This is a genomic window from Microbacterium kunmingense (genome assembly GCF_023155745.1).
Lineage (GTDB): Bacteria > Actinomycetota > Actinomycetes > Actinomycetales > Microbacteriaceae > Microbacterium > Microbacterium kunmingense.
In genome coordinates this window covers 105,251-129,769 of record NZ_JAKNUS010000006.1, presented here as the reverse complement: position 1 = coordinate 129,769, position 24,519 = coordinate 105,251, and the positions used below count along the sequence as shown (strand labels likewise).

22 protein-coding genes are annotated in these 24,519 nt (G+C 70.6%); all 22 read right to left on the bottom strand.

Annotated elements, in window-relative coordinates; all coding sequences use genetic code 11:
* Positions 1-12: 12 nt before the first annotated feature.
* The 22 genes from gmk to alaS all read right to left on the bottom strand — a co-directional run bounded on the left by gmk (position 13) and on the right by alaS (position 24,516).
* Positions 13-912: a guanylate kinase gene (gene gmk / locus MA875_RS10515; protein ID WP_248242246.1), complete on the bottom strand. Its 900-nt coding sequence runs from the start codon at positions 910-912 to the stop codon at positions 13-15.
* Positions 909-1,766: an orotidine-5'-phosphate decarboxylase gene (gene pyrF, locus MA875_RS10510; protein ID WP_248242245.1), complete on the bottom strand. Its 858-nt coding sequence runs from the start codon at positions 1,764-1,766 to the stop codon at positions 909-911. The genes gmk and pyrF overlap by 4 nt, the downstream gene beginning before the upstream one ends.
* Positions 1,763-5,050: a carbamoyl-phosphate synthase large subunit gene (carB, locus tag MA875_RS10505; protein ID WP_248242244.1), complete on the bottom strand. Its 3,288-nt coding sequence runs from the start codon at positions 5,048-5,050 to the stop codon at positions 1,763-1,765. Before carB ends, pyrF begins: the two co-directional genes overlap by 4 nt.
* Positions 5,050-6,264, bottom strand: coding sequence for a glutamine-hydrolyzing carbamoyl-phosphate synthase small subunit (carA, locus tag MA875_RS10500; protein WP_248242243.1), 1,215 nt, complete (start codon positions 6,262-6,264; stop codon positions 5,050-5,052). Before carA ends, carB begins: the two co-directional genes overlap by 1 nt.
* Positions 6,261-6,764, bottom strand: a complete 504-nt coding sequence (locus MA875_RS10495) for a PH-like domain-containing protein (protein ID WP_248242242.1) — start codon at positions 6,762-6,764, stop codon at positions 6,261-6,263. The genes carA and MA875_RS10495 overlap by 4 nt, the downstream gene beginning before the upstream one ends.
* Complete coding sequence (locus tag MA875_RS10490; RefSeq protein WP_248242241.1) at positions 6,761-8,092, bottom strand: dihydroorotase; 1,332 nt, start codon at positions 8,090-8,092, stop codon at positions 6,761-6,763. The genes MA875_RS10495 and MA875_RS10490 overlap by 4 nt, the downstream gene beginning before the upstream one ends.
* Positions 8,092-9,054, bottom strand: coding sequence for an aspartate carbamoyltransferase catalytic subunit (locus MA875_RS10485; protein ID WP_248242240.1), 963 nt, complete (start codon positions 9,052-9,054; stop codon positions 8,092-8,094). The genes MA875_RS10490 and MA875_RS10485 overlap by 1 nt, the downstream gene beginning before the upstream one ends.
* Positions 9,051-9,590 (bottom strand): bifunctional pyr operon transcriptional regulator/uracil phosphoribosyltransferase PyrR, encoded by a 540-nt coding sequence (gene pyrR, locus MA875_RS10480; RefSeq protein WP_248242239.1) that lies wholly within the window; start codon positions 9,588-9,590, stop codon positions 9,051-9,053. Before pyrR ends, MA875_RS10485 begins: the two co-directional genes overlap by 4 nt.
* Positions 9,591-9,880: 290 nt before the next feature.
* Positions 9,881-10,834, bottom strand: a complete 954-nt coding sequence (locus MA875_RS10475; RefSeq protein ID WP_248242238.1) for a hypothetical protein — start codon at positions 10,832-10,834, stop codon at positions 9,881-9,883.
* Between the two features lie 162 nt (positions 10,835-10,996).
* Positions 10,997-12,568 carry a Rieske 2Fe-2S domain-containing protein gene (locus tag MA875_RS10470; protein ID WP_248242237.1) on the bottom strand — a complete coding sequence of 524 codons (1,572 nt, stop codon included), beginning with the start codon at positions 12,566-12,568 and terminating at the stop codon, positions 10,997-10,999.
* Positions 12,569-12,646: 78 nt separating this feature from the next.
* Positions 12,647-14,080, bottom strand: coding sequence for a guanine deaminase (gene guaD / locus MA875_RS10465; protein WP_248242236.1), 1,434 nt, complete (start codon positions 14,078-14,080; stop codon positions 12,647-12,649).
* A gap of 20 nt (positions 14,081-14,100) precedes the next feature.
* The gene (nusB, locus tag MA875_RS10460) at positions 14,101-14,511 is read right to left on the bottom strand and encodes a transcription antitermination factor NusB (RefSeq protein WP_248242235.1); all 411 of its coding nucleotides are present in this window, start codon (positions 14,509-14,511) and stop codon (positions 14,101-14,103) included.
* A gap of 16 nt (positions 14,512-14,527) precedes the next feature.
* Positions 14,528-15,088 carry an elongation factor P gene (efp, locus tag MA875_RS10455; RefSeq protein ID WP_248242234.1) on the bottom strand — a complete coding sequence of 187 codons (561 nt, stop codon included), beginning with the start codon at positions 15,086-15,088 and terminating at the stop codon, positions 14,528-14,530.
* A 92-nt stretch (positions 15,089-15,180) separates the two neighbouring features.
* Complete coding sequence (gene aroQ / locus MA875_RS10450) at positions 15,181-15,639, bottom strand: type II 3-dehydroquinate dehydratase (RefSeq protein ID WP_248242233.1); 459 nt, start codon at positions 15,637-15,639, stop codon at positions 15,181-15,183.
* A complete protein-coding gene (locus MA875_RS10445) occupies positions 15,636-16,181 on the bottom strand; it encodes a GNAT family N-acetyltransferase (protein WP_248242232.1) in 546 nt (181 codons plus the stop codon). The genes aroQ and MA875_RS10445 overlap by 4 nt, the downstream gene beginning before the upstream one ends.
* Entirely contained in the window at positions 16,178-17,254 is a 1,077-nt protein-coding gene (gene aroB / locus MA875_RS10440) for a 3-dehydroquinate synthase (RefSeq protein ID WP_248242231.1), read from the bottom strand. Before aroB ends, MA875_RS10445 begins: the two co-directional genes overlap by 4 nt.
* Positions 17,251-17,775 (bottom strand): shikimate kinase, encoded by a 525-nt coding sequence (locus tag MA875_RS10435; protein WP_248242230.1) that lies wholly within the window; start codon positions 17,773-17,775, stop codon positions 17,251-17,253. The genes aroB and MA875_RS10435 overlap by 4 nt, the downstream gene beginning before the upstream one ends.
* Positions 17,759-18,991, bottom strand: coding sequence for a chorismate synthase (gene aroC, locus MA875_RS10430; protein WP_248242229.1), 1,233 nt, complete (start codon positions 18,989-18,991; stop codon positions 17,759-17,761). The genes MA875_RS10435 and aroC overlap by 17 nt, the downstream gene beginning before the upstream one ends.
* Positions 18,992-18,996: 5 nt before the next feature.
* Positions 18,997-19,854 (bottom strand): shikimate dehydrogenase family protein, encoded by an 858-nt coding sequence (locus MA875_RS10425; RefSeq protein WP_248242228.1) that lies wholly within the window; start codon positions 19,852-19,854, stop codon positions 18,997-18,999.
* Complete coding sequence (mltG, locus tag MA875_RS10420; protein WP_248242227.1) at positions 19,848-21,392, bottom strand: endolytic transglycosylase MltG; 1,545 nt, start codon at positions 21,390-21,392, stop codon at positions 19,848-19,850. Before mltG ends, MA875_RS10425 begins: the two co-directional genes overlap by 7 nt.
* Positions 21,392-21,859, bottom strand: a complete 468-nt coding sequence (ruvX, locus tag MA875_RS10415) for a Holliday junction resolvase RuvX (protein WP_248242226.1) — start codon at positions 21,857-21,859, stop codon at positions 21,392-21,394. Before ruvX ends, mltG begins: the two co-directional genes overlap by 1 nt.
* Positions 21,856-24,516, bottom strand: coding sequence for an alanine--tRNA ligase (alaS, locus tag MA875_RS10410; protein WP_248242225.1), 2,661 nt, complete (start codon positions 24,514-24,516; stop codon positions 21,856-21,858). Before alaS ends, ruvX begins: the two co-directional genes overlap by 4 nt.
* Between the last annotated feature and the right edge of the window lie 3 nt (positions 24,517-24,519).

Below are 24,519 nucleotides of genomic sequence, written 5' to 3'. Positions count from 1 at the left end.
AGGGGGCGGGGCTCAGTGCGCGGCGAGCGACACGACCTCCGCGGCCGCGCGTGCGACGTCGTCGTTGACCACGTGGTAGTCGAACTCCGCCTGCGCGGCCAGCTCCACTCGGGCGGTGCGCAGTCGCCGCGCGCGCTCCTCGGCATCCTCGGTGCCGCGTCCCACCAGCCGGTTCACCAGCTCGTCCCAGCTGGGCGGCAGGAGGAAGACGAGCGTCGCCGACGGCTCGGCCGCCCGGACCTGCCGGGCCCCCTGGAGGTCGATCTCGAGGAGGACCGTGCGACCCGCCGCCAGCGCGTCCTCGATCGGACGGCGGGGGGTGCCGTAGCGGTGGGAGTTGTGCACGGTCGCCCACTCGAGCAGCTGCCCGTCGGCGATGAGCCGGTCGAACTCGGCGTCGTCGACGAAGTAGTAGTGCTCGCCGTCCCGCTCTCCGGGTCGGGGCGCGCGCGTCGTCGCCGAGATCGACAGGAGGATCTCGGGATGATGCGCCTTGATGTGCGCGGCGACGGTGCCCTTGCCGACCGCTGTGGGGCCCGCCAGCACGATGAGTCGGCTCCGGTCGGTGCGCGGAGCGGGCTCGGGCCACCGTGCGTCGAGGAACGCCGCCAGGTCGCGGCGCTGTCGCGCGCCCAGCCCGCCGAGACGCTTGACCGGTGAGATCGCCAGCGATTCGAGGATGCGGTCGCGCTTGCCCTCGCCGATCGCCGGCAGCGCCGTGAGGAACTCGGTCACGCGCAGGGTTCCCGCGGGTGACTCCGGAGCGGCAAAGGCCCGCCGGGTGAGCTCCTGGGGTGAGATGACACGGGTGGAAAGATCGCGCTTGAGCGCGGCGCGGGCTCGCCGGGCGGCCACGGCGCGCCGGGATGCGGCAGCGCGGTCGACCTCCGGCGGACGACGGGGCGCGGTCACGACACCTCCCGGCGGTACAGGGCCTGCCGCTCCCGGATACGCGAGACCAGATCGCTCGGGCCGGCGGAGAGGATGCTCCGGCTCTCGCTTGCGAGCACGTTCTGCGAGAGGGCGCCGAACAGGCGGGGCAGATCGGCCGGTTCGGCTCCCTGCGTGCCGAATCCGGGCGCCAGGATCGGGGCGCCTCGCAGGAGCTCGTCGGTGAGGCCGAGCTCTGATCGGTCCACCGTCGCACCCACCACCAGGCCGATGGGCCCGAGGTCGCCGGTGAAGGCGGCCGAGCCGTTCACCCACGTGACATCGCGCGCGATGCGGGCGGCGACCGTCTGCCCGTCCTCGGCCGCCACGTCGACCGGGTGCGCGGTCTGCAGCGCCGCGGCCTCGGGGTTGCTCGTCCCCGCGAGGACGAACACGCCCTTCCCCGCCCGGACCGCGCCGGTGAGGGTGTCGCGCAGCGAGTCGGGCCCGAGATAGGGGCTGACGGTGAGCGCGTCGGCCTCCAGGGCGGATCCAGGGGTCAGCCAGGCCGCGGCGTACGCGGCCATCGTGCTGCCGATGTCGCCGCGCTTGGCGTCGGCGATGACGAGCAGGTCCGCCGCCCGTGCGGCGGCGAGCGTCTCCTCGAGGGCGGCGTAGCCGGCCGCCCCGAACCGCTCGAAGAAGGCGACCTGCGGCTTGACCACCCCGACCCGCCCGCTCGCAGCCTCGACGGTTCGCAGGGCGAAGTCGCGCGCCCCGGCCGCGGTGTCGTCCAGACCCCACTCCGCGAGGAGGTGCGCGTGCGGGTCGATCCCGACGCAGAGCGGGCCGCGGGCGTCGAGAGCGGCGCGCAGGCGCTCGGCGAACCCGATCACCGGGCCTCCGCCCGGTCGGCGGCGTACTCCTGCAGGCTCCGCACCGCGAAGCCCTCACGCAGCACGGGGAGGGCGCTCACCGCGGCGCCGAGCACCGCCATGGTGGTGAACAGCGCCTTGTCCGCCGCGACCGCAGCGGCACGGATCTCGTAGCCGTCGGCCCGGGCGAGACCGCCGCTCGGGGTGTTCACGACGATGTCGATGTCTCCGGCGTTGATGAGGTCGACGATGTTCGTCTTCCCCGTCGCCTGGGTCGCGGAGTACTTGTTCACCACCCGCACGTCGATGCCGTTGCGGCCCAGGATCTCGGCCGTCCCCTCGGTGGCCACGAGGTCGAACCCGAGCTCCTGCAGGCGGTGGGCGGGGAGGATCACTGCACGCTTGTCGCCGTCGGCGACGGAGATGAAGACGGTTCCCGTCAGCGGCATCCCCCCGTACGCGGCCTCCTGGCTCTTGGCGAAGGCGGTCGGGAAGTCGCGGTCGATGCCCATGACCTCACCCGTCGAGCGCATCTCGGGTCCGAGCACCGAGTCGACGATCTGCCCGTCGCGGGTGCGGAAGCGCTTGAACGGGAGCACCGCCTCCTTCACGGCGACGGGGGCGCCCAGGGGCACGCGCGAGCCGTCGGCTTCGGGGAGCAGTCCCTCCGACACGAGTTCCGCGACGCTGGAGCCCGCCATGATGCGGCTGGCGGCCTTGGCGAGCGGAATCCCGAGCGCCTTGGAGACGAACGGCACCGTGCGGCTGGCCCGCGGGTTGGCCTCGATGACGTAGAGCACGCCGGCGCTGATCGCGAACTGCACGTTCAGCAGTCCTCGCACGCCCACGCGGTGGGCGATCGCCAGCGTGGCCTCGCGCACGCGGTCGATGTCGGTGCGTCCGAGCGACATCGGCGGCAGCGCACAGCTGGAATCGCCGGAGTGGATGCCGGCCTCCTCGAGGTGCTCCATGATGCCGCCGACGTACAGCTGATCGCCGTCGTAGAGGGCGTCGACGTCGATCTCGATCGCGTCGTCGAGGAACCGGTCGACCAGCAGCGGCATCCCCGGTCCGATGATCGCCTGATCGGCGATGCGCACGAAGTAGTCGCGCAGGCTCGCGGTGTCGTAGACGATCTCCATGCCCCGACCGCCGAGCACGAAGCTCGGACGCACGAGCACGGGGTACCCGATCTCCTCTGCGATCGTCACGGCCTGCTCGACGTCGACGGCCGTGCCGTTGCGCGGCGCGATGAGGCCGGCGTCGTCGAGCAGGCGCGAGAACAGCTCCCGCTCCTCGGCCAGCTCGATGGCGGCGGGGCTCGTGCCGAGGATCCGGTAGCCGGCGTCCTCGATCCCCTGCGCGAGGCCAAGCGGCGTCTGCCCGCCCAGCTGGCAGATCACACCCAGGATCTCCCCCGACTGCGACTCGGCGTGCAGGACCTCCAGCACGTCCTCCAGCGTCAGCGGCTCGAAGTACAGCCGGTCGGAGGTGTCGTAGTCGGTGGAGACGGTCTCCGGATTGCAGTTGACCATGATCGTCTCGAACCCGGCGTCGGCGAGGGCGAAGGAAGCGTGGACGCAGGAGTAGTCGAACTCCACGCCCTGGCCGATGCGGTTGGGGCCCGAGCCGATGATGACCACCTTGGTGCGCTCGGACGCGGCGATCTCCGTCTCGCTGTCGTAACTGGAGTAGTGGTACGGCGTCAGCGCCGGGAACTCCCCCGCACAGGTGTCGACGGTCTTGTACACCGGGCGGATGCCGAGGCCGTGGCGCACCTCGCGCGCCTCGGCCTCGGTGATCCCCCGGAGCTGCGCGATCTGCGCGTCGCTGAAGCCGTGGTCCTTCGCCAGACGCAGGGCCGCGTCATCCAGCTCGTCGGCGTTGCGGATGGCGTCCGCCACCTCGTTGATGAGCACGATCTGATCGAGGAACCAGGGATCGATGGCGGTGGCGTCGAACGCCTGCGCGGGGGTGGCACCCAGGCGGAGGGCCTGCTGGACCAGGACGATCCGTCCGTCGGTCGGTGTCTTCGCCGCCTCGAGCAGCTCCTCGACCGAGCGCGACTCCTCGCCCCAGTGGAAGCTCGAGCCGCGCTTCTCCAGCGAGCGGAGGGCCTTCTGCAGGGCGGTGGTGAAGTTGCGGCCGATCGCCATCGCCTCGCCCACCGACTTCATGGTGGTGGTGAGCGTGGTGTCGGCGGCCGGGAACTTCTCGAAGTTGAACCGCGGCACCTTCACCACGACGTAGTCCAGCGTCGGCTCGAAGCTCGCCGGTGTCACGCGGGTGATGTCGTTCGGGATCTCATCCAGGCGGTAGCCGATCGCGAGCTTCGCAGCGATCTTCGCGATCGGGAAGCCGGTGGCCTTGGACGCCAGCGCCGAGGAGCGCGACACCCGCGGGTTCATCTCGATGACGATGATCCGCCCGTCGTCGGGGTTCACCGCGAACTGGATGTTGCAGCCGCCGGTGTCCACGCCCACGGCGCGGATGATGTCGATGCCGATGTCGCGGAGCTTCTGGTACTCGCGGTCGGTGAGGGTCAGCGACGGGGCGACGGTGATCGAATCCCCCGTGTGCACCCCGACCGGATCGACGTTCTCGATCGTGCAGACCACGACGGTGTTGTCGGCGGTGTCGCGCATGAGCTCGAGCTCGTACTCCTTCCACCCGAGGATCGACTCCTCCAGGAGCACCTCGTGGGTGGGCGAGTCGTGCAGGCCCGCGCCGGCGATGCGGCGGAGGTCGGCCTCGTCGAAGGCGAAACCGGACCCGAGGCCTCCCATCGTGAACGACGGGCGCACGACGAGGGGGTAGCCGAGTTCGGCAGCGCCGGCGAGCACCTCGTCCATCGTGTGGCAGATCCGGCTCGCCGCGACATCCGCTCCCGCCTCGATCACGAGCTCCTTGAAGACCTGGCGGTCCTCGCCCTTGCGGATGGCATCGACCTTCGCTCCGATCAGCTCCACGCCGTACTTCTCGAGAATCCCCTTCTCGTGCAGCGAGATGGCGGCGTTCAGCGCGGTCTGGCCGCCGAGCGTCGGCAGGATCGCATCCGGCTTCTCCTTGGCGATGATCGTCTCGAGCACCTCGGCGGTGATCGGTTCGATGTAGGTCGCATCGGCGAAGTCGGGATCGGTCATGATCGTGGCCGGGTTGGGGTTGACGAGGATGACGCGCACGCCTTCGGCGCGCAGAACGCGGCACGCCTGGGTACCGGAGTAGTCGAACTCGGCGGCCTGGCCGATGACGATCGGGCCGGACCCGATGACGAGGACGCTGTGGATGTCGTCGCGCTTGGGCATCAGTCGTTGCTCTCCTGGGAGTTCGCGGTGCCGGGTCGGGAGTCATGGTGCGCGCGCACCATGTCGCGGAACCGGTCGAACAGGTAGTTGGCGTCATGCGGACCCGCGGCGGCCTCGGGGTGGTACTGCACCGAAAAGGCGGGGATGTCGAGGGCGCGGAGGCCCTCGACCACCTGGTCGTTCAGGCCGACATGGCTGACCTCGACCCGGCCGTAGCCGTGCGGGCTGTCGAAGGGACCGTCGAGCGGGGCCTCCACGGCGAAGCCGTGATTGTGGGCGGTGATCTCGACCCGGCCGGTGACCTTGTCGAGCACCGGCTGATTGATGCCGCGGTGACCGAAGGGCAGCTTGTAGGTGTCGAGGCCGAGAGCGCGGCCGAGCAGCTGGTTGCCGAAGCAGATGCCGAAGAAGGGCAGCCGGTCATCGAGCACGGCGCGCAGCAGCTCGACGTGATCGGCCGACGCGGCGGGGTCGCCGGGCCCGTTGGAGTAGAACACCGCGACCGGGTCGATGGCGCGGATGTCGTCGATCGTGGCGTTCTGGGGCAGGACGTGCACGTCGAACCCCCGGTCGGCGAGGTTCTCGATCGTGGCCTGCTTGACGCCGAGATCGAGCACCGCGAGGTTGCCGAGCCTCTCGCCCCGGGCGGGCGTGACCTGCACGGCTGCGACCGAGACCGTCGAGGAGAGATTCTGCCCCGTCATCTCCGGGGCCTCCCGCACCACGTGGAGCTGCTCGTCGGCGTCCCAGCCGGCGGCGTCGCCGGAGAAGATCCCCCCGCGCATGCTGCCGGCCGAGCGGATGTGTCGGGTGACGGCCCGGGTGTCGATCCCGCTGATGCCGACGATCCCGTCGGCATCCAGGGCCTCGTCGAGCGACTGCTCGGAGCGCCAGTTGGACACCACGCGCGCGGGGTCGCGGACGATGTAGCCGGCCACCCAGATGCGCCGCGACTCGACGTCCTCGGAGTTCATCCCGGTGTTTCCGATGTGCGGGGCGGTCTGCAGCACGATCTGTCCCGCGTACGACGGATCGGTCAGGGTCTCCTGGTAGCCGGTCATGCCGGTGGAGAAGACGACCTCGCCGAGGGTCGTGCCGCGCGCGCCGTAGGCGCGCCCGGTGTAGCGGGTGCCGTCCTCCAGGACGAGGACGGCGGGGTCGGTGGTCAGGAGCTCTCTGGTGGAGAGCCCAGTGGTGGTGGGGAGCCGGGTCATGCGTCGTCTCCAGTCTGAGGAACGAGGGGTCGGATGGCGGTCGCGAGAGCCTGCGCCGAAGCTTCCTGCGGCCGGAAGAAGGAATCGACGGGTGTGCCGTCGTCGAGCCGCCACACGAGGCGGGTGAGGCCGCCGGACTCGACCACACGGTCGATGGCGACGGTGGCCTGATCCACAGCGGCGAGGCGGGCGGTGGCGAGGAAGAGCCGTGGCGCGCCGTCGAGGTCCACCGCGACGCCGCCGTCGGTGACGGTCACCTCACCGCGAGCTCGGAATCCCAGGTGCCGGATCGCGAGGCGCTCGAGCGGCTCGTCGTGACGGGTCGTGGCGACGTAGAGCACGCCGAAGCGCGCGAGCTCCGCCGCCCCGTCGGGGGGCGCGCCCACCGGTGCGGCAAGGCCCGCGTCACGGCGAGATCGTCGGCGCCAGGCCCAGACGAGGAGGAGGAGCACGACGACGACCCCGAGCAGGGTGACGATGAGTGCACCCTCGCGCGTCACGCGTGCACCCCCGGCGTCTCGAGCACGTCCCCGTCGATGACGGTGAGCACGCCTCGGTGCAGCGTGACACGCACCTCTCCGGGCAGGGCACGGCCGAGGTAGGGCGAGTTCTCGCTCCGCCCCCGGAGGTCGGCCGTGGTGAACGGGCGCGGCGCAGTCGGGTCGTAGAGGGTCAACGACGCGGGCTCGCCCTCGGACAGGGGCGTGCCGGCGCCGGCGAGGCGGCCGATGCGGGCCGGGGCCGCGGACATCACCCGGGCGACGTCGTCCCATCCCAGCATCCCGGTGTCCACCATCGCCTCGTGAACGACGCGGAGGGCGCTTTCGAGACCGACCATGCCGTTCGCCGCGGCCTGCCACTCGCAGGCCTTCGCCTCGGCGGGGTGGGGGGCGTGGTCGGTCGCGACGATGTCGATCGTGCCTTCGGCGAGCCCCTCCCTCACGGCCTGCACGTCCTCGTCCCGCCGCAGCGGCGGATTGACCTTGTACCGCGCGTCGTAGCCGCGGACCAGCTCGTCGGTCAAGAGCAGGTGGTGAGGGGTCACCTCGGCGGTCACCGCCACCCCGCGGCGCTTGGCCCAGCGGATGATGTCGACCGATCCGGCTGTGGAGAGGTGGCAGACGTGCAGACGCGAGCCGACGTGCTCGGCCAGGAGCACATCGCGCGCGACGATCGACTCCTCCGCGACCGCGGGCCAGCCCGCCAGCCCCAGCTCCGCCGACACCGCTCCCTCGTTCATCTGCGCACCCTCGGTGAGCCGGGGGTCCTGCGCGTGCTGGGCGATGACGCCGTCGAACGCCTTGACGTACTCCAGCGCCCGGCGCATGATCAGCGGATCCCAGACGCAGAAGCCGTCGTCGCTGAAGACGCGGACCTTCGCGCGGGAGTGCGCCATCGCGCCGAGCTCCGCCAGGCTCTCGCCCCGCTGCCCGACGGTGACGGCGCCGATGGGCTGCACGGTCACGTAGCCCGCCGCCTCGCCCAGCGCCAGCTCCTGCTCGACGACCCCGGCGGTGTCGGCGACGGGCGAGGTGTTCGGCATGGCGAAGACCGTCGTGTAGCCGCCGGCCGCCGCGGCCCGCGAGCCCGTGAGCACCGTCTCGGCGTGCTCGAACCCGGGTTCGCGCAGGTGCGTGTGCAGATCCACCAGACCCGGGAGGGCGATGAGCCCGTCCGCATCGATCACAGTGGCACCGGGGCGGCGGAGGCCCGAGCCGATCTCGGCGATCACACCATCCTCGATGAGCATGTCGACACGTTCGCCGGCCAGCGGCGCGGCGCCACGGATCAGCAGGGGGGCCGGGGTGACGGGGTGAGGGGCGCTCATCATCCGTCCTCTCTCTCGTCGTCGCGCTCGCCGGCCAGCAGAAGATACAGCACGGCCATCCGCACGGACACACCGTTGGTCACCTGCTCGAGCACCGTCGACCGCTCGGAATCCGCGGCTTCGGGGGCGATCTCCAGCCCTCTGTTCATCGGGCCGGGGTGCATCACCATCGTATCGGGCGGAAGGGCCGCGACCCGTTGCCGTGACAGCCCCCAGACGCGGGCGTACTCCCGCTCGGTGGGGAAGTAGGCGGCGCGCATCCGTTCGAGCTGTATCCGCAGCATCATCACCGCATCGGGGCCCGCGGCGATCGCGTGGTCGAGGTCGTAGTCGACCGTGACCGGCCAGTTCGAGACATCCTGCGGGATGAGCGTCGGCGGAGCGACGAGGGTGACGTCCGCACCGAGGGTGGTGAGGAGCCAGACGTTGGAGCGGGCGACCCGCGAGTGGAGGATGTCGCCGACGATCGTGACGCGGACGCCGTCGAGTCCGCGGCCGCGGCTGTCGTCACCGAAGCGGCGCTTGCGGATCGTGAAGGCGTCCAGGAGCGCCTGCGTGGGATGCTCGTGGGTGCCGTCCCCGGCGTTGACCACGCCCGCGGTGATCCAGCCGCTCGTGGCGAGGGTGCGCGGTGCCCCCGACGCGCCGTGACGGATGACGACCGCATCGGCTCCCATGGCCTGCAGCGTCTGGGCGGTGTCCTGCAGCGACTCGCCCTTCGACACGCTGGAGCCCTTGGCCGAGAAGTTGATGACGTCGGCGGAAAGACGCTTGGCCGCCGCCTCGAACGAGATGCGGGTGCGGGTGGAGTCTTCGAAGAAGAGGTTGACCACGGTCTTGCCGCGCAGCGTCGGCAGCTTCTTCACCTCGCGCCGCTGCGTGCCGGCCATGTCCTCGGCGACGTCGAGGATGGCGATGGCGCGCTGCCGGTCGAGGGTCTTGGTGTCGAGCAGGTGCCTCATTCCGCTCCTCCCTCGATTGAGACGGAGTCTTCGCCGTCGATCTCGCGCAGGCGCACATTGACCCGTTCCTCGCGGGCACTGGGGAGGTTCTTGCCGACGAAGTCGGGGCGGATGGGCAGTTCGCGATGTCCGCGATCGACGAGGGCCGCCAGGCGCACCGCCGAGGGGCGGCCGATGTCCTGGAGCGCGTCGAGGGCGGCACGGATGCTGCGGCCGGAGAACAGCACATCGTCGACCAGGACGACCACGGCGCCGTCGATGCCGCCCGGGGGGATCTGCGTGGGGTGGGGCGCCCGCGTCGGATGGCGATGCAGGTCGTCGCGATACATCGTGACATCCAGCGCCCCGACGGGAACGGGAGCGCCGCCGAACTCGGTCACGAACGCGGCGATGCGTTCAGCCAGGGGGACGCCGCGCGTCGGGATGCCGAGGATGACGAGTCCGTCGGTTCCCTTGTTGGACTCAAGGATCTCGTGCGAGATCCGAGTCAATGCCCGAGTGATGTCGGCGTCGTGCAGCACGGTGCGCACGGTCATCCGCCGCTCCCTTCTCCGCCTCACGGGACGGATTTAAAGGTTGCCGGTTACCGCGCCTCAGACTACCGGACGCGGCGATTCCACGCTCCCCTCGCGCATGGCGCTTCCCCGCGGCATCCCTTCCCCTGCCCCCCGCCCCCGCCCCCGCCCTCGCCCTCGCCCTTCACCCTCCACCCTCGCCCCCGCGTTCATCCGTCACAGATGTACGCCGCGTTCGGTCCAGACCGTGCACATGCGACGAACGAAAAGCCGGATGCCGCGGCGATCCCCTCTTCGGGCGGGCGGCGATGTCAGCGCCGTGCACGCAGAGCGGCAGCGACGCGGTCGATGTACGGCAGGGGGTGGTGGAAGAGCTGCGTCCGAGCGACCCTGATGACCCGCCAGCCGGCATCGGTGAGTCGCTCGTGCTTCTCGAGATCGCGCTGCCACTGCGACCCGTCGGTGCGGTGCTGGTCGCCCTCGTACTCGATCGCGATCCGCAGCTCCGGATACGCCAGGTCCACGCAGCTGAGGAAGTCGCCCGAGGGCCCGTACACCTCGTGGTCGATCACCGGCTCCGGGAGCCCGGCGTCGACGAGCAGCAGCCGCGCCCAGGTCTCGGTGCGCGACGCCACCCCGGGGCGGATGCGTGCGAGCGCCTCGCGAAGGGCGGTCGCACCGAGCCTGCGACCGGCCTCCGCGGCGCGCCGCAGATCGTCGAGGTCGGCCAAGGGTGGACGCAGGAGGTAGCCGTACGGTCCCGCGACGCGCGGCGCACGCACGATCGCGTCACCGACGGCGACGAGGTCGTACGCGCCGATCATCGGCGCCAGCATCGCCCACGTCGTCGCCGGGTCGGAGACGGGCACCCCGAACCGCGGATGCGGCACGATCCGGACGAGGTCGGGGCGGACCTGATGACCGACGGTCCCAGCGGCCCGGGGCGCGCGCCCCGGCGTCGAGACGTGGATGCGGGTATCGGACAGGAACGGCAGCGGCAGATCCCAGAGGAGCGCGGCAGTGGTGTGACTGAAGCAGCCGCGGAAGTTCATCCGGATGCCGAACCGCAGCGCCGCCTCGAGGATGGCGGCGCGCTCCTCGGCGGCGGGATGCGCGAGCGGTTCGAGGCGTCGTGGCTCAGCGCGGACGCCGTGGAACGGCCTGTCGAATCCACGACGGTCGACCCAGCGGCGCGACCTGCCTTCCCTTCGCGCGTCGGCCACGGTGAAGGCTCCGTCCGATGAGCGTTGCGCACCTGCATCCATGCGACCAGGGTGCCCGCCGCGCGCTCGTACCCTTCCGCGTTGTCCACAGGCCCCCTTCGTTCGTCGCAGATGTACGCCTGCGAGCCTCCAGGACGTACATCTGCGACGAACGAAGGGCAGATGGAGGATGCTGCGACGCGCCGCAGCGCGGCGCGCGGCGTCTCAGGCGGCGGGCGCCGCGGCGCGGTCGGCGGTCTCGTCCGCCTGGCTCGCCCGGATTTCATGCCCCTGCGAGGTCAGACACTTGCCCGACGTCAGGTCCCACTTCCAGTCGTGCAGGCTGCAGGTGAGTACGCCGTCCTCGATCTTCCCGGTCTTGGACAGATCGGCGCGCAGGTGCGGGCATCGCCGCTGCACGACCCAGTCGGCCAGACGGATGTCTTCGGAGACATCCGACTGCTCGGCGTACCAGTTCTCCACGTACTCGATCCGGTCTCGCGAAAGGCACTTCAGGAACGTCGTGAGGAACTCGTTGAACTTGCCCGATCGGCCGACCTCGAACTGCATCGACAGGAAGATCGAGTTCGACCAGTCGATCTCGTGATCGCGGATGTTCGTCGACACCAGGTCGGCGGGGATCGTGTACCAGTAGATGCACTCCTCCCCGGCGTACTCCCGCACCCTCGCGCGCGGGAAGTCGACGACCATGTCGAGCTCGCCGATCCGGAAGCGCACGTTGCCGCCCACACCGTTGCGGATCGTGCGTGCGCGACGCAGCAGCGGCTCCCACCACTCCTTGATGGCCGCGAGCATATCCGCGGGCGGGAGCACCGGTGCACGGGTCGCCTCTTCCGCGGCGATCTCGTCCTGCCGCGCGTCGCGCTGCTCGGCGAGGTAGGCCCACTTGTCGTCGAAGATGCGGTCGATCTCGGCCTCGGTGTACAGCGTCTGGGTGACCGAGAGCGCGCCGTCGTTCAACTCCACCACGGTCCCGGGCACGAACTCGTACCCCTTCTGATCCGGACGCACCTCGGCCATGTGCCGCAGGAACTCGCGCTGATCGGTGAAGATGGCGTCGCCGTCCAGGCCTTGGCCGTTGTACTTGAACAGCGCTTCGCGCAGGAACATCGGCGGCCCGGCCATCGGGAACACATGCTCGGCGTCGACCTTCTCGATGTAGTACATCGCGCGCTTGTTCTGCGCGTCGCGCTTGAGCGCCGCGAAGTTCCGCTTGGACTCCTGAGGCAGGTCGTAGACCATCGGCCACCAGATCGCGCCGGAGACCTGGGTGAAGTACGCCTCGGGCTTGGAGAAGGCCATCAGCTTGTCGAGGTCGAGCGGGTGGGAATCGTTCTGATTGAGGATGCTGGCGGTGCCGTCGTCCACCGACAGCGACGAGTCTCCGATCGGGCCGTCGCTGGGCGCGCGCAGCGGCGTGACCATGAGCGTGAGCGGCCCGAACTCCAGCGGGACGCCGGCCTGCGTGAAGATGATGTTGTCGTAGCCCAGACGCCGCAGATCCTGCTCGAGGTCGTCGGTGGGGTACTCGGGCAGGAGGACGCGGATGTCCTTCGGGACGTAGCGCTCCAGCAGCGCAGGGTCGAAGTGGTCGCGGTGCCGGTGGGAGATGTAGAGGAAGTCGGCGCGGCCGAAGCGCTCCCAGTCCAGGCCCCGGTTGTCGGGGAAGGGGAACCACGAACCGAAGAAGGTCGGTCCCATGACGGGGTCGCAGAGGATGCTGCCACCGCGCGTCTCGATGAACATCCCCGCGTGCCCGAGGCCCGTGATCCGCATGCGTCTCCTTCGTTCGAACCGCAGCGATTCTACGCGGGTCGCCTCCGTATCGGCCGTGTGCCCGACCGGCCGCGCCGCTTACGGTGCGCCGCGCGTGCTGCCGACGAGACCCCCGGAGGCGTCGCGGGCGTAGGCCCGTTCGCCCATCACCCAGGTCTCGGCGACCGCCCGGTCATCCCCCACCATCATGATCGCGAAGAGGAGCTCGGCGGCCTCCTCGACGGTGGCAGGCGCCCCTCCCCCGGCGGGAAGACCGGTGCGCCACGCCATGGCCGAAGGACCGCCGCGGGCGTCGAGGACGACGAAGTCGGCCTCCTTGCCGATGTCGAAGCTCCCCACCCGGTCCTCCAGCCGCAGCGCCTCGGCCCCGCCGAGGGTCACCGAGTAGAACGCGCGGTACGGCGACAGCTTGTTGCGCTCCGCCTCAGCGGCATCCTTCTTCGACGGATCGACGCTGCCGTCCAGCTGGGTGTTGTTGAGCATCCCCACCTTGTAGGCGTCTTCGAGCACGCTGAGCATGCTGAACCGGTTGCCGCCGCCGACGTCGCTTCCGAAGGACAGTCGCACACGGTGCTCGGGATCGGTCGCGCGGCCCAGACGGAACAGCCCGCTTCCAAGGAACAGGTTCGAGCAGGGGCAGAAGGTGACCGCGGCCCCGGCCTCGGACAGCCGCCGGAACTCGCTGTCGGTCAGCCAGACGCCGTGCCCGCCGGTGAACTTCGGTCCGACCAGGCCGTACTTCTCGTAGACGCCGAGGTAGTCGGCGCAGTCGCCGTGCAGCTCGAGAACGCCCCTGATCTCCGACGGATTCTCGGAGATGTGGGTGTGCACCCACAGGTCGGGGTGCGCGGCCTTCAGCCGGCCGCACGCTGCGAGCAGCTCGTCGCTGGCCCCGTACGCGAAGCGCGGTGTGATGGCGTAGGAGCTCCTGCCGACACCGTGGTACTTCTCGATGAGCGTCGTCGCCGCCGCGGTGAACTCCTCCGCGCTCGTGGTGAACCAGTCGGGTGCGTTCCGGTCGATCGCAGTGATCCCGGTGATGATGCGCATGTTCCGGCGCGCGGCCTCCTCGAAGACCACCTCGGTGGTCACCGGCTGTGCCGTGGTGAAGGCCTGGCACGTCGTCGTCCCCGACGCGAGCAGGTTGTCGAAGAACCGTCGCACCCCCGCCTCGGCATAGGGACGCTCGAAGTACCGGCGTTCCTCGGGGAACACCCACTTCTCCAGCCACGGCAGCAGCTGTTCTCCGTACGACCCGAGGATGCGGGTCTGCGGCACGTGGACGTGGCCGTCGATGAAGCCCGGCAGGATGAGCCGGTCCGCGATGGGGACGATCTCGACCCCCGGATGCCGCGGGGCGACCTCGTCGGCGGGTCCGCGGTCGAGGATGATGCCCTGATCGTCCACGACGAGCATCCCGTCGGGGAGGAACCGCGCCGCCGCCCGCTCGTTGCCGACGTGGCGCCACGGGTCATCGACGAAGTCGAGGAAGGCCCCTCTGATCGCGCGCACGGTGGACTCGGTCCTGGGCTCTACGACGCGCGTGAGATCCGCCCGAGGACGCCGTGGACGAAGGCCCCGGAGTCGTCGGTGGAGAACTCCTTGGCGAGCTCGACGGCCTCGTCGATGGCGACCGCGGCGGGGACGGCGTCGTTGTAGAGGATCTCCCAGGCGCCGATGCGAAGGAGAGCACGGTCGACCGCGGGCATCCGCGCGAGCGACCAGTCCTTGGCGAACGTCGTGATCTGCTCGTCGATCTCGTCGCGCTGGTCGATGATGCCGTCGACGATCTCCCGGGCGTACAGCCACGAGGCTTCGCGGGCGGGCTCGCTCGCGGCGCGCTTGGCCTCGGCGGCGAGGATCACCCCGAGGTCTTCGCCGCGGACGTCGGCCTGGAAGAGGAGGTCGAGCGCGCGCTTGCGTGCTTTCGTGCGGGCACTCATCGGGTGGCGTCCCCGCTCAGTTCACGCGACCGAGGTAGTCACCGGTGCGGGTGTCGACCTTCACTTTGGTTCCGGTCTCCAGGAACAGCGGCACCTGGATCTCGTAGCCGGTCTCGACCGTGGCGGCCTTGGTGCCGGCCGACGAGCGGTCGCCCTGCAGACCCGGCTCGGTGTAGGTGATCTCCAGCACGACCGAGGCCGGCAGATCGATGTAGAGCGGGTTGCCGTTGTTCAGCGCGATGGTGACCTGCTGGTTCTCGAGCAGGAAGTTCTTCGCGTCGCCGACGGTGGCGGCGGGGACGTTGACCTGGTCGTAGTCGGTCATGTCCATGAACACGAAGCTGTCGCCGTCGTTGTACAGGTAGGTGAAGTCGCGGCGGTCGACGTTCTCGATCTCCACCTTGGCACCGGCGTTGTAGGTACGGTCGACGACCTTGCCGGTCACGACGTTCTTGAGCTTGGTGCGGACGAACGCCCCGCCCTTGCCGGGCTTGACGTGCTGGAACTCCACGACGCTCCAGAGCTGTCCGTCGATGTTGAGGACGACGCCGTTCTTGATGTCTGCGGTCGATGCCATTGCGCTGATCGGATCCTTCGAAGTGCGGGCGATGTGCCCCGGAGGCGTTGCGGCCGAACGGCCGACCACCGATTCTACGTGACGATCGGCGATCAGCCCTCGGCCTGGCCGGTGAGCAGGTCGATGAGAAGCCGCGTCGCGGTGCGGTAGCCCTCGACGCCCTCCCCCATGACGTGGACGGCGGCGACGTCGGCGACATAGGAGTAGTGGCGGAACGGCTCACGGGTCCGGATGTCGGAGATGTGGATCTCGGCGACCGGCAGCGCGACACCGGAGAGCGCGTCCCGCAGCACCACGGAGGTGTGGGTGAGTCCACCGGGATTGATGACGATGCCGGCGCAGTCCTCCCGCGCCGCATGGACGGCATCGAGCAGCACCCCCTCGTGGTTGCTCTGCACGGCGCGCACCTCGAACCCGCGCTCCGCCGCGGTGCGGGTCACGAGATCCTCGACATCGGCGAGGGTCTGCGTCCCGTAGACGGAGGGCTCCCGCACTCCCAGGAGATTGAGGTTCGGTCCGTTGATGAGCAGGATGCGTCGGGTCGTCGTCATCTCGTGCCTCCCAAGGCCATGCGCATCTCGATCTCCGGACCGATGACGCTTTCGAATTCCACACCGGTCGGGACGAAGCCGATCCGGCGGTACGCCGCCCGGGCGCGCGCGTTGTCGCGGTGCACGTCCAGGGTGAGGGCGTCGGCGCCGTGCTCGGCGGCCCACGCGGCCGCGGCGTCGATCAGGCGGTCGAGGAGCCCCGCGCCGCGCGCCGCCGGCGCGATGAAGACCCCCACGACGTCGGCTCGCGGCGCCTCCACGGCGCGATCGAGATGGTCGCGCTGTCCCGACGTGCGAAGCAGCACGCTGACCGAACCGACCCAGGTGTCGCCGTCGACGGCGACGAACTGCGCCGCGTCCTCGCCGAGGGCTGCCCCCGCGGCGCGCTCGCGCCACGCCGTGTCGTCGCGCGCCCGTTCCTCGTCGAGGGTGGTGAGGAAGGCCAGCGCCGCATCGGGGTCGCTCACCGCCGCCATGCGGAGGTCGCGGATCTCGGCCCACTCATGCAGGCGGACCCGCCGCACCTCCGCTCGGGTCGTCACCCCGCGACCTCCTGGTAGGCCGCGAACAGCAGCGACTCGTCCGGAGCCTGGAGGACGGTGGGGCGGGCGATGTCATCCAGCACGATGAAGCGCAGCATCCCGCCCCGGCTCTTCTTGTCGCGCTGCATCGTGGCCAGCAGCTGCTGCCACGCCCCCGCACGGTAGGTCAGGGGAAGCCCGAGCGCGCCCAGGATGTCGCGATGACGCTGCACCGCGTCATCGGACAGACGCCCCGCCAGGCGGGACAGCTCGGCGGCGAACACCATGCCGACCGAGATGGCCGCGCCGTGACGCCAGCGGTAGCGCTCGGCGTGCTCGATGGCGTGGCCGAGAGTATGCCCGTAGTTCAGCACCTCGCGAAGCCCCGCCTCGCGGAGGTCTTCCCCGACGACCCGGGCCTTCATCTCGATGGCCAGCTCGATCGAGCGGCGGAATCCGGATGTCGACGGGTCGACGACGCCCTCGGGATCGGCCTCGATGAGATCGAGGATCTCGGGGTACCAGATGAATCCCGCCTTGACGACCTCGGCGAATCCTGCGACCGCTTCGTTCCGCGAGAGGGTGGAGAGCAGGTCGAGATCGCACAGCACCGCCCGCGGCGGCCAGAACGCTCCGACGAGGTTCTTACCCTCGGCGGTGTTGACCCCGGTCTTCCCCCCGACCGCGGCGTCGACCATGCCGAGCACCGTCGTGGGCACCTGCACGATCGGCACGCCGCGCAGCCATGTGGCGGCGACGAACCCGGCGAGATCGGTGACCGCCCCGCCGCCGAATCCGACGACCGCGTCGGTGCGGGTGAAGTCGGCCTGACCCATGATCTGCCAGCAGAAGGCCGCCACCTCGATGCGCTTGCCCTGCTCGGCGTCGGGGATCTCGGCCAGGAGCACCTGGCGCCCGCCGCCGATCGCCCCGCGCAGCTGTTCGGCCTGCGCCGACAGGGTCGGCGGATGCACGATCAGCACTTTCTGCGCGTCGGCCGGCAGCGCGTCGGACAGACCGGGCAGGATGCCGCGTCCGACCGTGACGTCGTAGGGGCTCGCACCTGCGACCGTGATCCGTGTGACGTCGGTCATGCTCTCTCCTCCTGCGTGGGCGCGGCCCACGCGACGATGGCGTCGACGACCTCGTGCAGCGGTCCGGATGACGTGTCGAACGTCGCATCGGCCAGCCGCCGGTAGAGGGGCAGCCGCTCGGACAGGATCGCGGTCCACCGGGTCATGGGGTCTTCGTCCTGCAGCAGGGGGCGCGCGGTGTCGCGGAGGCGATGCGCGACGACGCGCGGTGCGACCGTGAGGAGCACCACGCGGTGCGCGCCGAGGTCGCGCTGCGTGTCGGGATCGAGCACCGCTCCCCCGCCGAGCGAGACCACGCCGCCGGCGTCGAGGGCCGCGCGGACGGCGGCGCGCTCGAGCCTGCGGAACTCCGCCTCTCCGCGCTCGGCGAAGATCCGCTCGATGGGGCCGTGCTCGCGGATGACGGCGGCGTCGGTGTCGGTGAAGGGCACGCCCAGGCGACGCGCGACGCGCCGGCCGAGGCTCGTCTTCCCCGCCCCCATCGGGCCGATGAGGACGATCGCGTCAGACGGCGCGGTCATCGTGGGCGGCGATCGTCGGATCGCTCTCGCCGACCGTCCGCAGCGTGTCGGGGATGCCGGCGACGTAGCTCTCGAGGTTGCGGAGCGTCTCGGCGACGCTGTCGCCGCCGAACTTCTCCAGGACCACCTCTGCGAGGACGATGGCGACCATGGCCTCGGCGACGACACCGGCCGCCGGCACCGCACAGACGTCCGAGCGCTGGTGATGCGCCGCGGCGGCCTCACCGGTGCTCACATCGATGGTCCGAAGGGCGTGCGGGACCGTGGCGATGGGTTTCATCCCGGCCCGCACGCGCAGCACGGTGCCCGTGGACATGCCCCCCTCGGTGCCGCCCGCGCGATCGGTGCTGCGCGTGATGCCTGCCCGGCCGGCGAACAGTTCGTCGTGCGCCTGCGAACCCCGACGTCGGGTGGTCTCGAAGCCGTCGCCGACCTCGACGCCCTTGATCGCCTGGATGCTCATCAGCGCCTGGGCGAGCTTGCCGTCCAGTCGCCGGTCCCAGTGGACGTGAGAGCCGAGACCCGGCGGGAGCCCGTAGGCCAGCACCTCGACGATGCCGCCGAGCGTGTCGCCGTCCTTGCGCGCCGCGTCGATCTCGGCGACCATCCGCTCCGAGGTGGCGGGGTGGAAGCAGCGCAGCGGATCGGCGTCGAGGATCTCGAGATCTTCGGGCGTGGGCAGCGGCGCTTCGTCGGGGGTGCGGACGGGGCCGATCGAGAGAGTGTGGCTGACGAGCTGGATGCCGAGCTCGGCGAGGAACCCGCGCGCGAGGGCGCCCAGTGCGACCCGAGCGGCGGTCTCCCGCGCGCTGGCACGCTCGAGGATCGGACGAGCCTCGTCGAATCCGTACTTCTGCATGCCGACGAGGTCGGCGTGACCCGGACGCGGCCGGGTCAGGGCCGCGCCGCGTCCCCGCGACATCTCGGTGAGCTCCACCGGCTCGGGGCTCATGACCTCGGTCCACTTGGGCCACTCGGTGTTGGCGATGCGCAGCGCGATGGGGCTGCCGAGACTGTACCCGTGGCGGACGCCCGCGGAGATCTCCAGAGCGTCGGCCTCGAACTTCATCCGCGATCCGCGACCGTACCCGAGGCGGCGGCGGGCCAGATCGGCCTGGATGGCGGAGCGGGATACCGGGACGCCGGCGGGAAGTCCCTCCATGATGGCGACGAGTTCGGGGCCGTGGGATTCCCCGGCGGTGAGCACGCGAAGCATGGGTCCTAGTCTTCCATGAGGGCTCGGCGCATCGACGCGATGACGTCGGACTCCGACGGCAGCGGCTCATCGACATCCCCGCTGGTGAAGATCCGCACCTGCCGCACCGCCTGGTGCAGGAGCATGGGCAACCCGGAGACGGCCCGACCGCCCGCGCTCTCCCATGCCCGGGCGAGAGGTGTCGGCCACGTGCCGTAGACGACGTCGACGAGCAGGCCGCCCGGCACGACGATCTCCTCGAGGACGGATGCCGCCGGCTCGGCGTCTCCCGGAAGGGTGGCGATGGTCAGAGCGGGATCCGCTCCGGGCGAGGAGCGGGTGTGCGGTGCGTCGAGGGGTGCCGCCGTGACTCGGAGGCCGAGCTGCCCGCCGAGGGCGACGAGAGGACGGGCCTGCTCCGGCCGGCGGGCGCGGATGTCGATCTCCCGCGCTCCCAGGGCTTCCAGGGCCAGCAGCGCGGACGTCGCGGTGGCTCCCGCGCCGAGGATCCTCGCGCGCCCGGCGTCCTCGATCCCCTGTTCCCGGATGGCTGCGACGAGCCCGGCCACATCGGTGTTGAACCCCCGCGGACCCTCCTCGCCGGGGACGAGCGTATTCGCCGCACCACTGAGCCGCGCGGCCCGGTCGAGGGTCGTCGCGGCCTCGGCGGCGACGTGCTTCAACGGCATCGTCAGCGACAGCCCGCGCCACGTCTCCGAGGGATCGGCGAGGGCTTCGGCGAACTCCGCCTCCGAGACGCGCCGCCGCTCGTAGGTCCACGGCAGACCGAGGATCGCGTACGCCGCGGCGTGCAGCTGCGGGGATCGACTGTGGGCGATCGGGTCGCCCCACACCGCCAGGCGTTCGGCGTCGGCCCTCAGCATCCGGCGTCGGGGTTCTGGCTGCACCACTCCCGCCACTGCTCGACGTACCGCAGGTGCTCGGTGTAGGTCTCGGTGAAGATCGTTTCGCCGGTGTTGAGGTTGACGGTCACGAAGTACAGCCATGGACCGTCCGCCGGATTCATCGCCGCGTTGATGGCGACGTCGCCGGGGTTGGCGATCGGGCCGATCGGAAGCCCCACTTGCACGTAGGTGTTCCAGGGGTTCGGGTCGGTCAGGGCTTCCTCGCTGGAACTCACGACGCCCTCGCGGCTCTCACCCACCCCGTACTGGGCCGTGGAGTCCATCTGGAGCTTTCCGAAGGTCTCCTGGTTGTTCGGGTCGAGTCGGTTCTGGATGACGCGCGAGACCTTCTGCATGTCGGCCTCGTAGCGGGCTTCCCGCTGGATGATCGAGGCGATGATGAGGATGCGCTGCCTGTCGTCAGCGGGCACGCCCGCGGCATCCAGAGACTGCACGGTGCGGTTGACCATGGTCTGGATGACGTCGGTCGCCGTCACGCCCGGGTCGAAGGTGTACATCGCCGGGAAGAGCCACCCCTCCAGACTCTGGGCGGGGACGCCGTACGCGGCGGGGTCGGCTGTTGCCGCCTGCAGCTCCTCCAGCGGCATCCCGAGGCTCTCCGAGACGATCTCCAGCGTCGCCTCCACCGTCTGTCCCTCGGGGATGAGTGCGGAGTTCTCCAGCTTGTTCTCGGGGTTCTCGATCGCCGCGAGGGCCGCCTCGGAGGTCATCTGCAGCTGCAGTCGGTACACGCCCGGCATGAAGGTGGGGCTTCGGCCGTTGTCGATCAGGTAGTCGTAGAAGGCGTCGGAGGTCTTGGTCACCCCGGCGTCGAAGAGGGTCTGCGAGATCGACTGGCCGGTGTCGCCCGAGACGATGGTGATGAGCGCTTCGCCGTTCGCGAGTCCGTCCTCGAAGTCGGCCGGCTCCTCCCAGCCCATCACCTCGCGGATCTGCGACTCGTAGGTGTTCCAGACGTACAGACCGCCGAGGGTGACGCCGCCGACGATCGCGAGGACCAGCCCGATCGCGATCGCCGCGCCGATGCGACGACGCCGCCGATTCGGCTTCGGCGGCGGAGAGCCGAGGGCCTCGGTGGTGGCTTCGCCCGTGAAGAGGTCCTCGAGGGTGGCGGTGCCGGCGGGTCGGGTCGCCGTGCGGGTGGCGCCGCGGTCTCGCGTGGTCGCGTCGACAGGCGCGGCGCCGGACGACGGCGAGGCCTCCGCGGCGCGCGGGGCCGTTACGGGTGGCGCCTGCTCGCTCCGGGGCGCGGGCACCGGTGGGGGCGGGGCGTCGCCGGAGCGCGATGCGGCTTCCCGCGCTGCCCGGCGCGACGGCGGCGGGCTGACCGCGTCGCTGCGGGAGGGGTCGGCGGACGCCGGACCGGGGTTGGCCGCCTCCGCCCGTTCCGGGGTGTCGGGCGTGCTCCCCGACCGGCGGGCATCGCGCGTGCGGGGGTCGGGCAGCTTCCCGAACAGATCCGCGAAGGGATCCTCGAATGACGGGTGATCGGGCATCAGGCGGGCTCCTGGGGGACGGGGGTTCCGGGCGGTCGTCCCTGCCGCTTCTCCACATCGAGGGCGTGCTGAAGCAGAACGACGGCCGCGGCCTGGTCCACAATCCTACGAGAAGAACGCTGCGATCTGCCCGAATCGCGCAGAACCGCGTGCGCGGAGACGGTGGTCAGGCGCTCGTCGACGAGGCGGACGGGCACCGCGGAAGCCCTCGCGAGCTCCCCCGCGAAGGCCTTCGCATCATCGGTCGACGGGGTGGAGTCGCCACGGAGGTTCAGGGGCAGACCGACGACGAGCTCCACCGCGGAGTACTCCGCCGCGAGCTCCATCACCCGCGCGACAGCGCGTTCATCGCGAGCGACGGTCTCCACCGGCGTTGCGAGGAGCCCGTCGGGATCCGAGCGGGCGACCCCCACGCGCGCCTTCCCGACATCGATTCCGAGCCGGGCGCCCCGCCGGAAACCGGTCATGCCCCCGCGAGCACGCGCGTGACGGCGTCCATGGCGGCCGGCAGTGCCGCGGCATCCGTCCCGCCACCCTGAGCGAGGTCGTCGCGGCCACCGCCACCGCCGCCGAGCACGCCGGCAGCGGCCTTCGCGAGCGCGCCGGCGCGCGCACCGGCGCTGCGGGCGGCGTCGTTCGTGGCGACGATGACCACCGGCCGCTCCCCCACGACCGCGCCGAGGGCGACGACGGCGGCATCCGCGCCGAGCCGTTCCCGCACCTGCAGGGCCAGGGCCCGCACATCGTCGGCGCTCGAGGCGGTGCCCAGGTTCTCGGCCACGACCGCGTAGGCGCCGTGACGCGAGGCGGCGCCCACGAGCTGCGGGAGACGCTCGCCGAGCGCCTTGGACTCCAACTGCGCGATCTTCTTCTCGGCGGCCTTCAGGCTCGCCGCGAGATCGGCGATGCGAGCGGGCAGCTGGTCGCGCGGGGTCTTCAGGGCGGAGGTCAGCTGCGAGACGATGGCACGTTCGGCGGCGAGCTCGCGGAACGCATCGGCACCGACGAGGGCCTCGACGCGACGGTTGGACGCACCCACCGACGACTCGCCGACGAGGTTGATGATCCCGACCTCGGCACTGCGGCCCACGTGGGTGCCGCCGCAGAGCTCGCGCGACCAGGGTCCGCCGATGTCGACCATCCGCACGGTGTCGCCGTACTTCTCGCCGAACAGCGCCAGGGCTCCGAGTTCCTTGGCCTCATCGAGGGAGAGCACCCGGGTGGTGACCTCGAGATTGTCGCGGACGGCGTTGTTGGCGATCTCCTCGATCTCGGACTTCGTCTCTCCGGACAGCGCCTGACCCCAGGTGAAGTCGAAACGCAGATAACCGGCGCGGTTGAGAGAGCCGGCCTGGGTCGCGGACTTCCCGAGCGTGTCGCGCAGTGCCGCGTGCACCAGGTGGGTCGCCGAATGCGCCTGCATCGCCGCCCGACGGTTCGCGGCATCGACGACCGAGGTGGCCGGCTGCCCGACCCCGACCTCACCGGTGCGCACCTCGACGGTGTGGCTGATCAGCCCGGGGACGGGACGCTGCACGTCGAGCACGTCGAGCTCGTACCCCGGCCCGACGATCACGCCCTTGTCGGCGACCTGGCCGCCCGACTCGGCGTACAGAGCCGTTTGGGCGAGGATGACCTCGGCGACGTCCCCCTGTCGGGCGCGGTCCACCGACACACCGTCGACGAGGACGCCGAGCACCGTGGACTCCGTCTCCAGGTCGGTGTATCCGGTGAAGGCCGTCTCGCCGCGCGCGCGGAACTCGCGATAGACACTGTGGTCGGCGATCGCGCGTTTGCGCGCCTTGGCGTCGGCCTTCGCGCGGGAGCGCTGCTCCTGCATGAGCGTGTCGAACGCCTCACGGTCCACGCTCAGTCCCGCCTCCTCAGCGATCTCGAGCGTGAGGTCGATCGGGAAACCGTAGGTGTCGTGCAGCAGGAACGCGTCGGCGCCCGCGATGCGGGTGCCGCCGGCATCCTTCGTCGTCGCCACCGCGAGATCCAGGATCGTCGATCCCGACGCGAGGGTGCGAAGGAACGTCTCCTCCTCCGCGACGGCGTACGCCGACAGTCGGGAGTACTCCGTCTCGAGGTTCGGATAGGCCGCCTTCATCGCATCGCGCGACGCGGCGAACAGCTCGGGGAAGGTCGGGGCGTCCACCCCCAGCAGGCGCATCGCGCGGATCGCGCGACGCATGAGGCGCCGGAGGATGTAGCCGCGTCCCTCGTTGGAGGGGGTCACGCCGTCGGCGAGGAGCATGAGCGAGGAGCGGACGTGGTCGGCGACGACGCGGAACCGCACATCGTCGTCGTGCACCGCGCCGTAGCGGCGGCCCGACAGCTCGACGGCGCGATCGAGCACCGGCCGCACCTGGTCGGTCTCGTACATGTTCTCCACGCCCTGCTTCAAGAACGCGACGCGCTCCAGGCCCATGCCGGTGTCGATGTTCTTCTGCGGCAGCTCGCCGATGATGTCGAAGTCGACCTTGGATCGGACGTTCGTGATCGCGTACTGCATGAACACGAGGTTCCAGATCTCGACGTACCGGTCGTCGTCGGTGGCGGGCCCGCCGTCGATGCCGTACGCCGGACCGCGGTCGAAGAAGATCTCCGAGCAGGGCCCCGCGGGGCCGGGCTGTCCGGTGCTCCAGTAGTTCGAGTCGCGCCCCAGACGCTGGATGCGCTCGGGCGAGATACCGGCCACGGTGCGCCAGAGCGACTCGGCCTCGTCGTCGTCCTCGTAGACGGTGACCCAGAGGTCCTTCTCGTCGAAGCCGAGACCACCGTCGGCCTCGGAGGAGAGCAGCAGATCCCACGCATAGCGGATCGCGCCCTCCTTGAAGTAGTCGCCGAACGACCAGTTGCCGAGCATCTGGAAGAAGGTGCCGTGCCGAGGCGTCTTGCCGACCTCTTCGATGTCGTTGGTGCGGATGCACTTCTGCACGTCCGCGGCCCGCGGGTAGGGCGCGGGCACCACGCCGGTGAGGTACGGGATGAAAGGCACCATGCCGGCGACGGTGAACAGCAGCGACGGGTCATCGCTGACCAGCGACGCCGACGGGACGATGGTGTGGCCGTTGCGCTCGAAATAGTCGAGGTAGCGCTGGGCGATCTCAGCGGTTCTCATGAG

Coding starts and splice junctions, on each gene's coding strand:
- nusB (WP_248242235.1), bottom strand. CDS start 14,511: ATGAGTGCCCGCACGAAAGCACGCAAGCGCGCGCTCGACCTCCTCTTC.
- efp (WP_248242234.1), bottom strand. CDS start 15,088: ATGGCATCGACCGCAGACATCAAGAACGGCGTCGTCCTCAACATCGAC.
- mltG (WP_248242227.1), bottom strand. CDS start 21,392: ATGCCCGATCACCCGTCATTCGAGGATCCCTTCGCGGATCTGTTCGGG.
- aroC (WP_248242229.1), bottom strand. CDS start 18,991: ATGCTTCGCGTGCTCACCGCCGGGGAATCCCACGGCCCCGAACTCGTC.
- MA875_RS10485 (WP_248242240.1), bottom strand. CDS start 9,054: ATGAGGCACCTGCTCGACACCAAGACCCTCGACCGGCAGCGCGCCATC.
- ruvX (WP_248242226.1), bottom strand. CDS start 21,859: ATGACCGGTTTCCGGCGGGGCGCCCGGCTCGGAATCGATGTCGGGAAG.
- MA875_RS10475 (WP_248242238.1), bottom strand. CDS start 10,834: ATGGATGCAGGTGCGCAACGCTCATCGGACGGAGCCTTCACCGTGGCC.
- alaS (WP_248242225.1), bottom strand. CDS start 24,516: ATGAGAACCGCTGAGATCGCCCAGCGCTACCTCGACTATTTCGAGCGC.
- pyrR (WP_248242239.1), bottom strand. CDS start 9,590: ATGACCGTGCGCACCGTGCTGCACGACGCCGACATCACTCGGGCATTG.
- carA (WP_248242243.1), bottom strand. CDS start 6,264: ATGACCCGGCTCCCCACCACCACTGGGCTCTCCACCAGAGAGCTCCTG.
- MA875_RS10425 (WP_248242228.1), bottom strand. CDS start 19,854: ATGCTGAGGGCCGACGCCGAACGCCTGGCGGTGTGGGGCGACCCGATC.
- MA875_RS10435 (WP_248242230.1), bottom strand. CDS start 17,775: ATGACCGCGCCGTCTGACGCGATCGTCCTCATCGGCCCGATGGGGGCG.
- carB (WP_248242244.1), bottom strand. CDS start 5,050: ATGCCCAAGCGCGACGACATCCACAGCGTCCTCGTCATCGGGTCCGGC.
- aroQ (WP_248242233.1), bottom strand. CDS start 15,639: ATGACGACGACCCGACGCATCCTGCTCATCAACGGACCGAACCTCAAT.
- aroB (WP_248242231.1), bottom strand. CDS start 17,254: ATGACCGACGTCACACGGATCACGGTCGCAGGTGCGAGCCCCTACGAC.
- MA875_RS10490 (WP_248242241.1), bottom strand. CDS start 8,092: ATGAGCGCCCCTCACCCCGTCACCCCGGCCCCCCTGCTGATCCGTGGC.
- MA875_RS10470 (WP_248242237.1), bottom strand. CDS start 12,568: ATGCGGATCACGGGCCTCGGGCACGCGGGGATGTTCATCGAGACGCGC.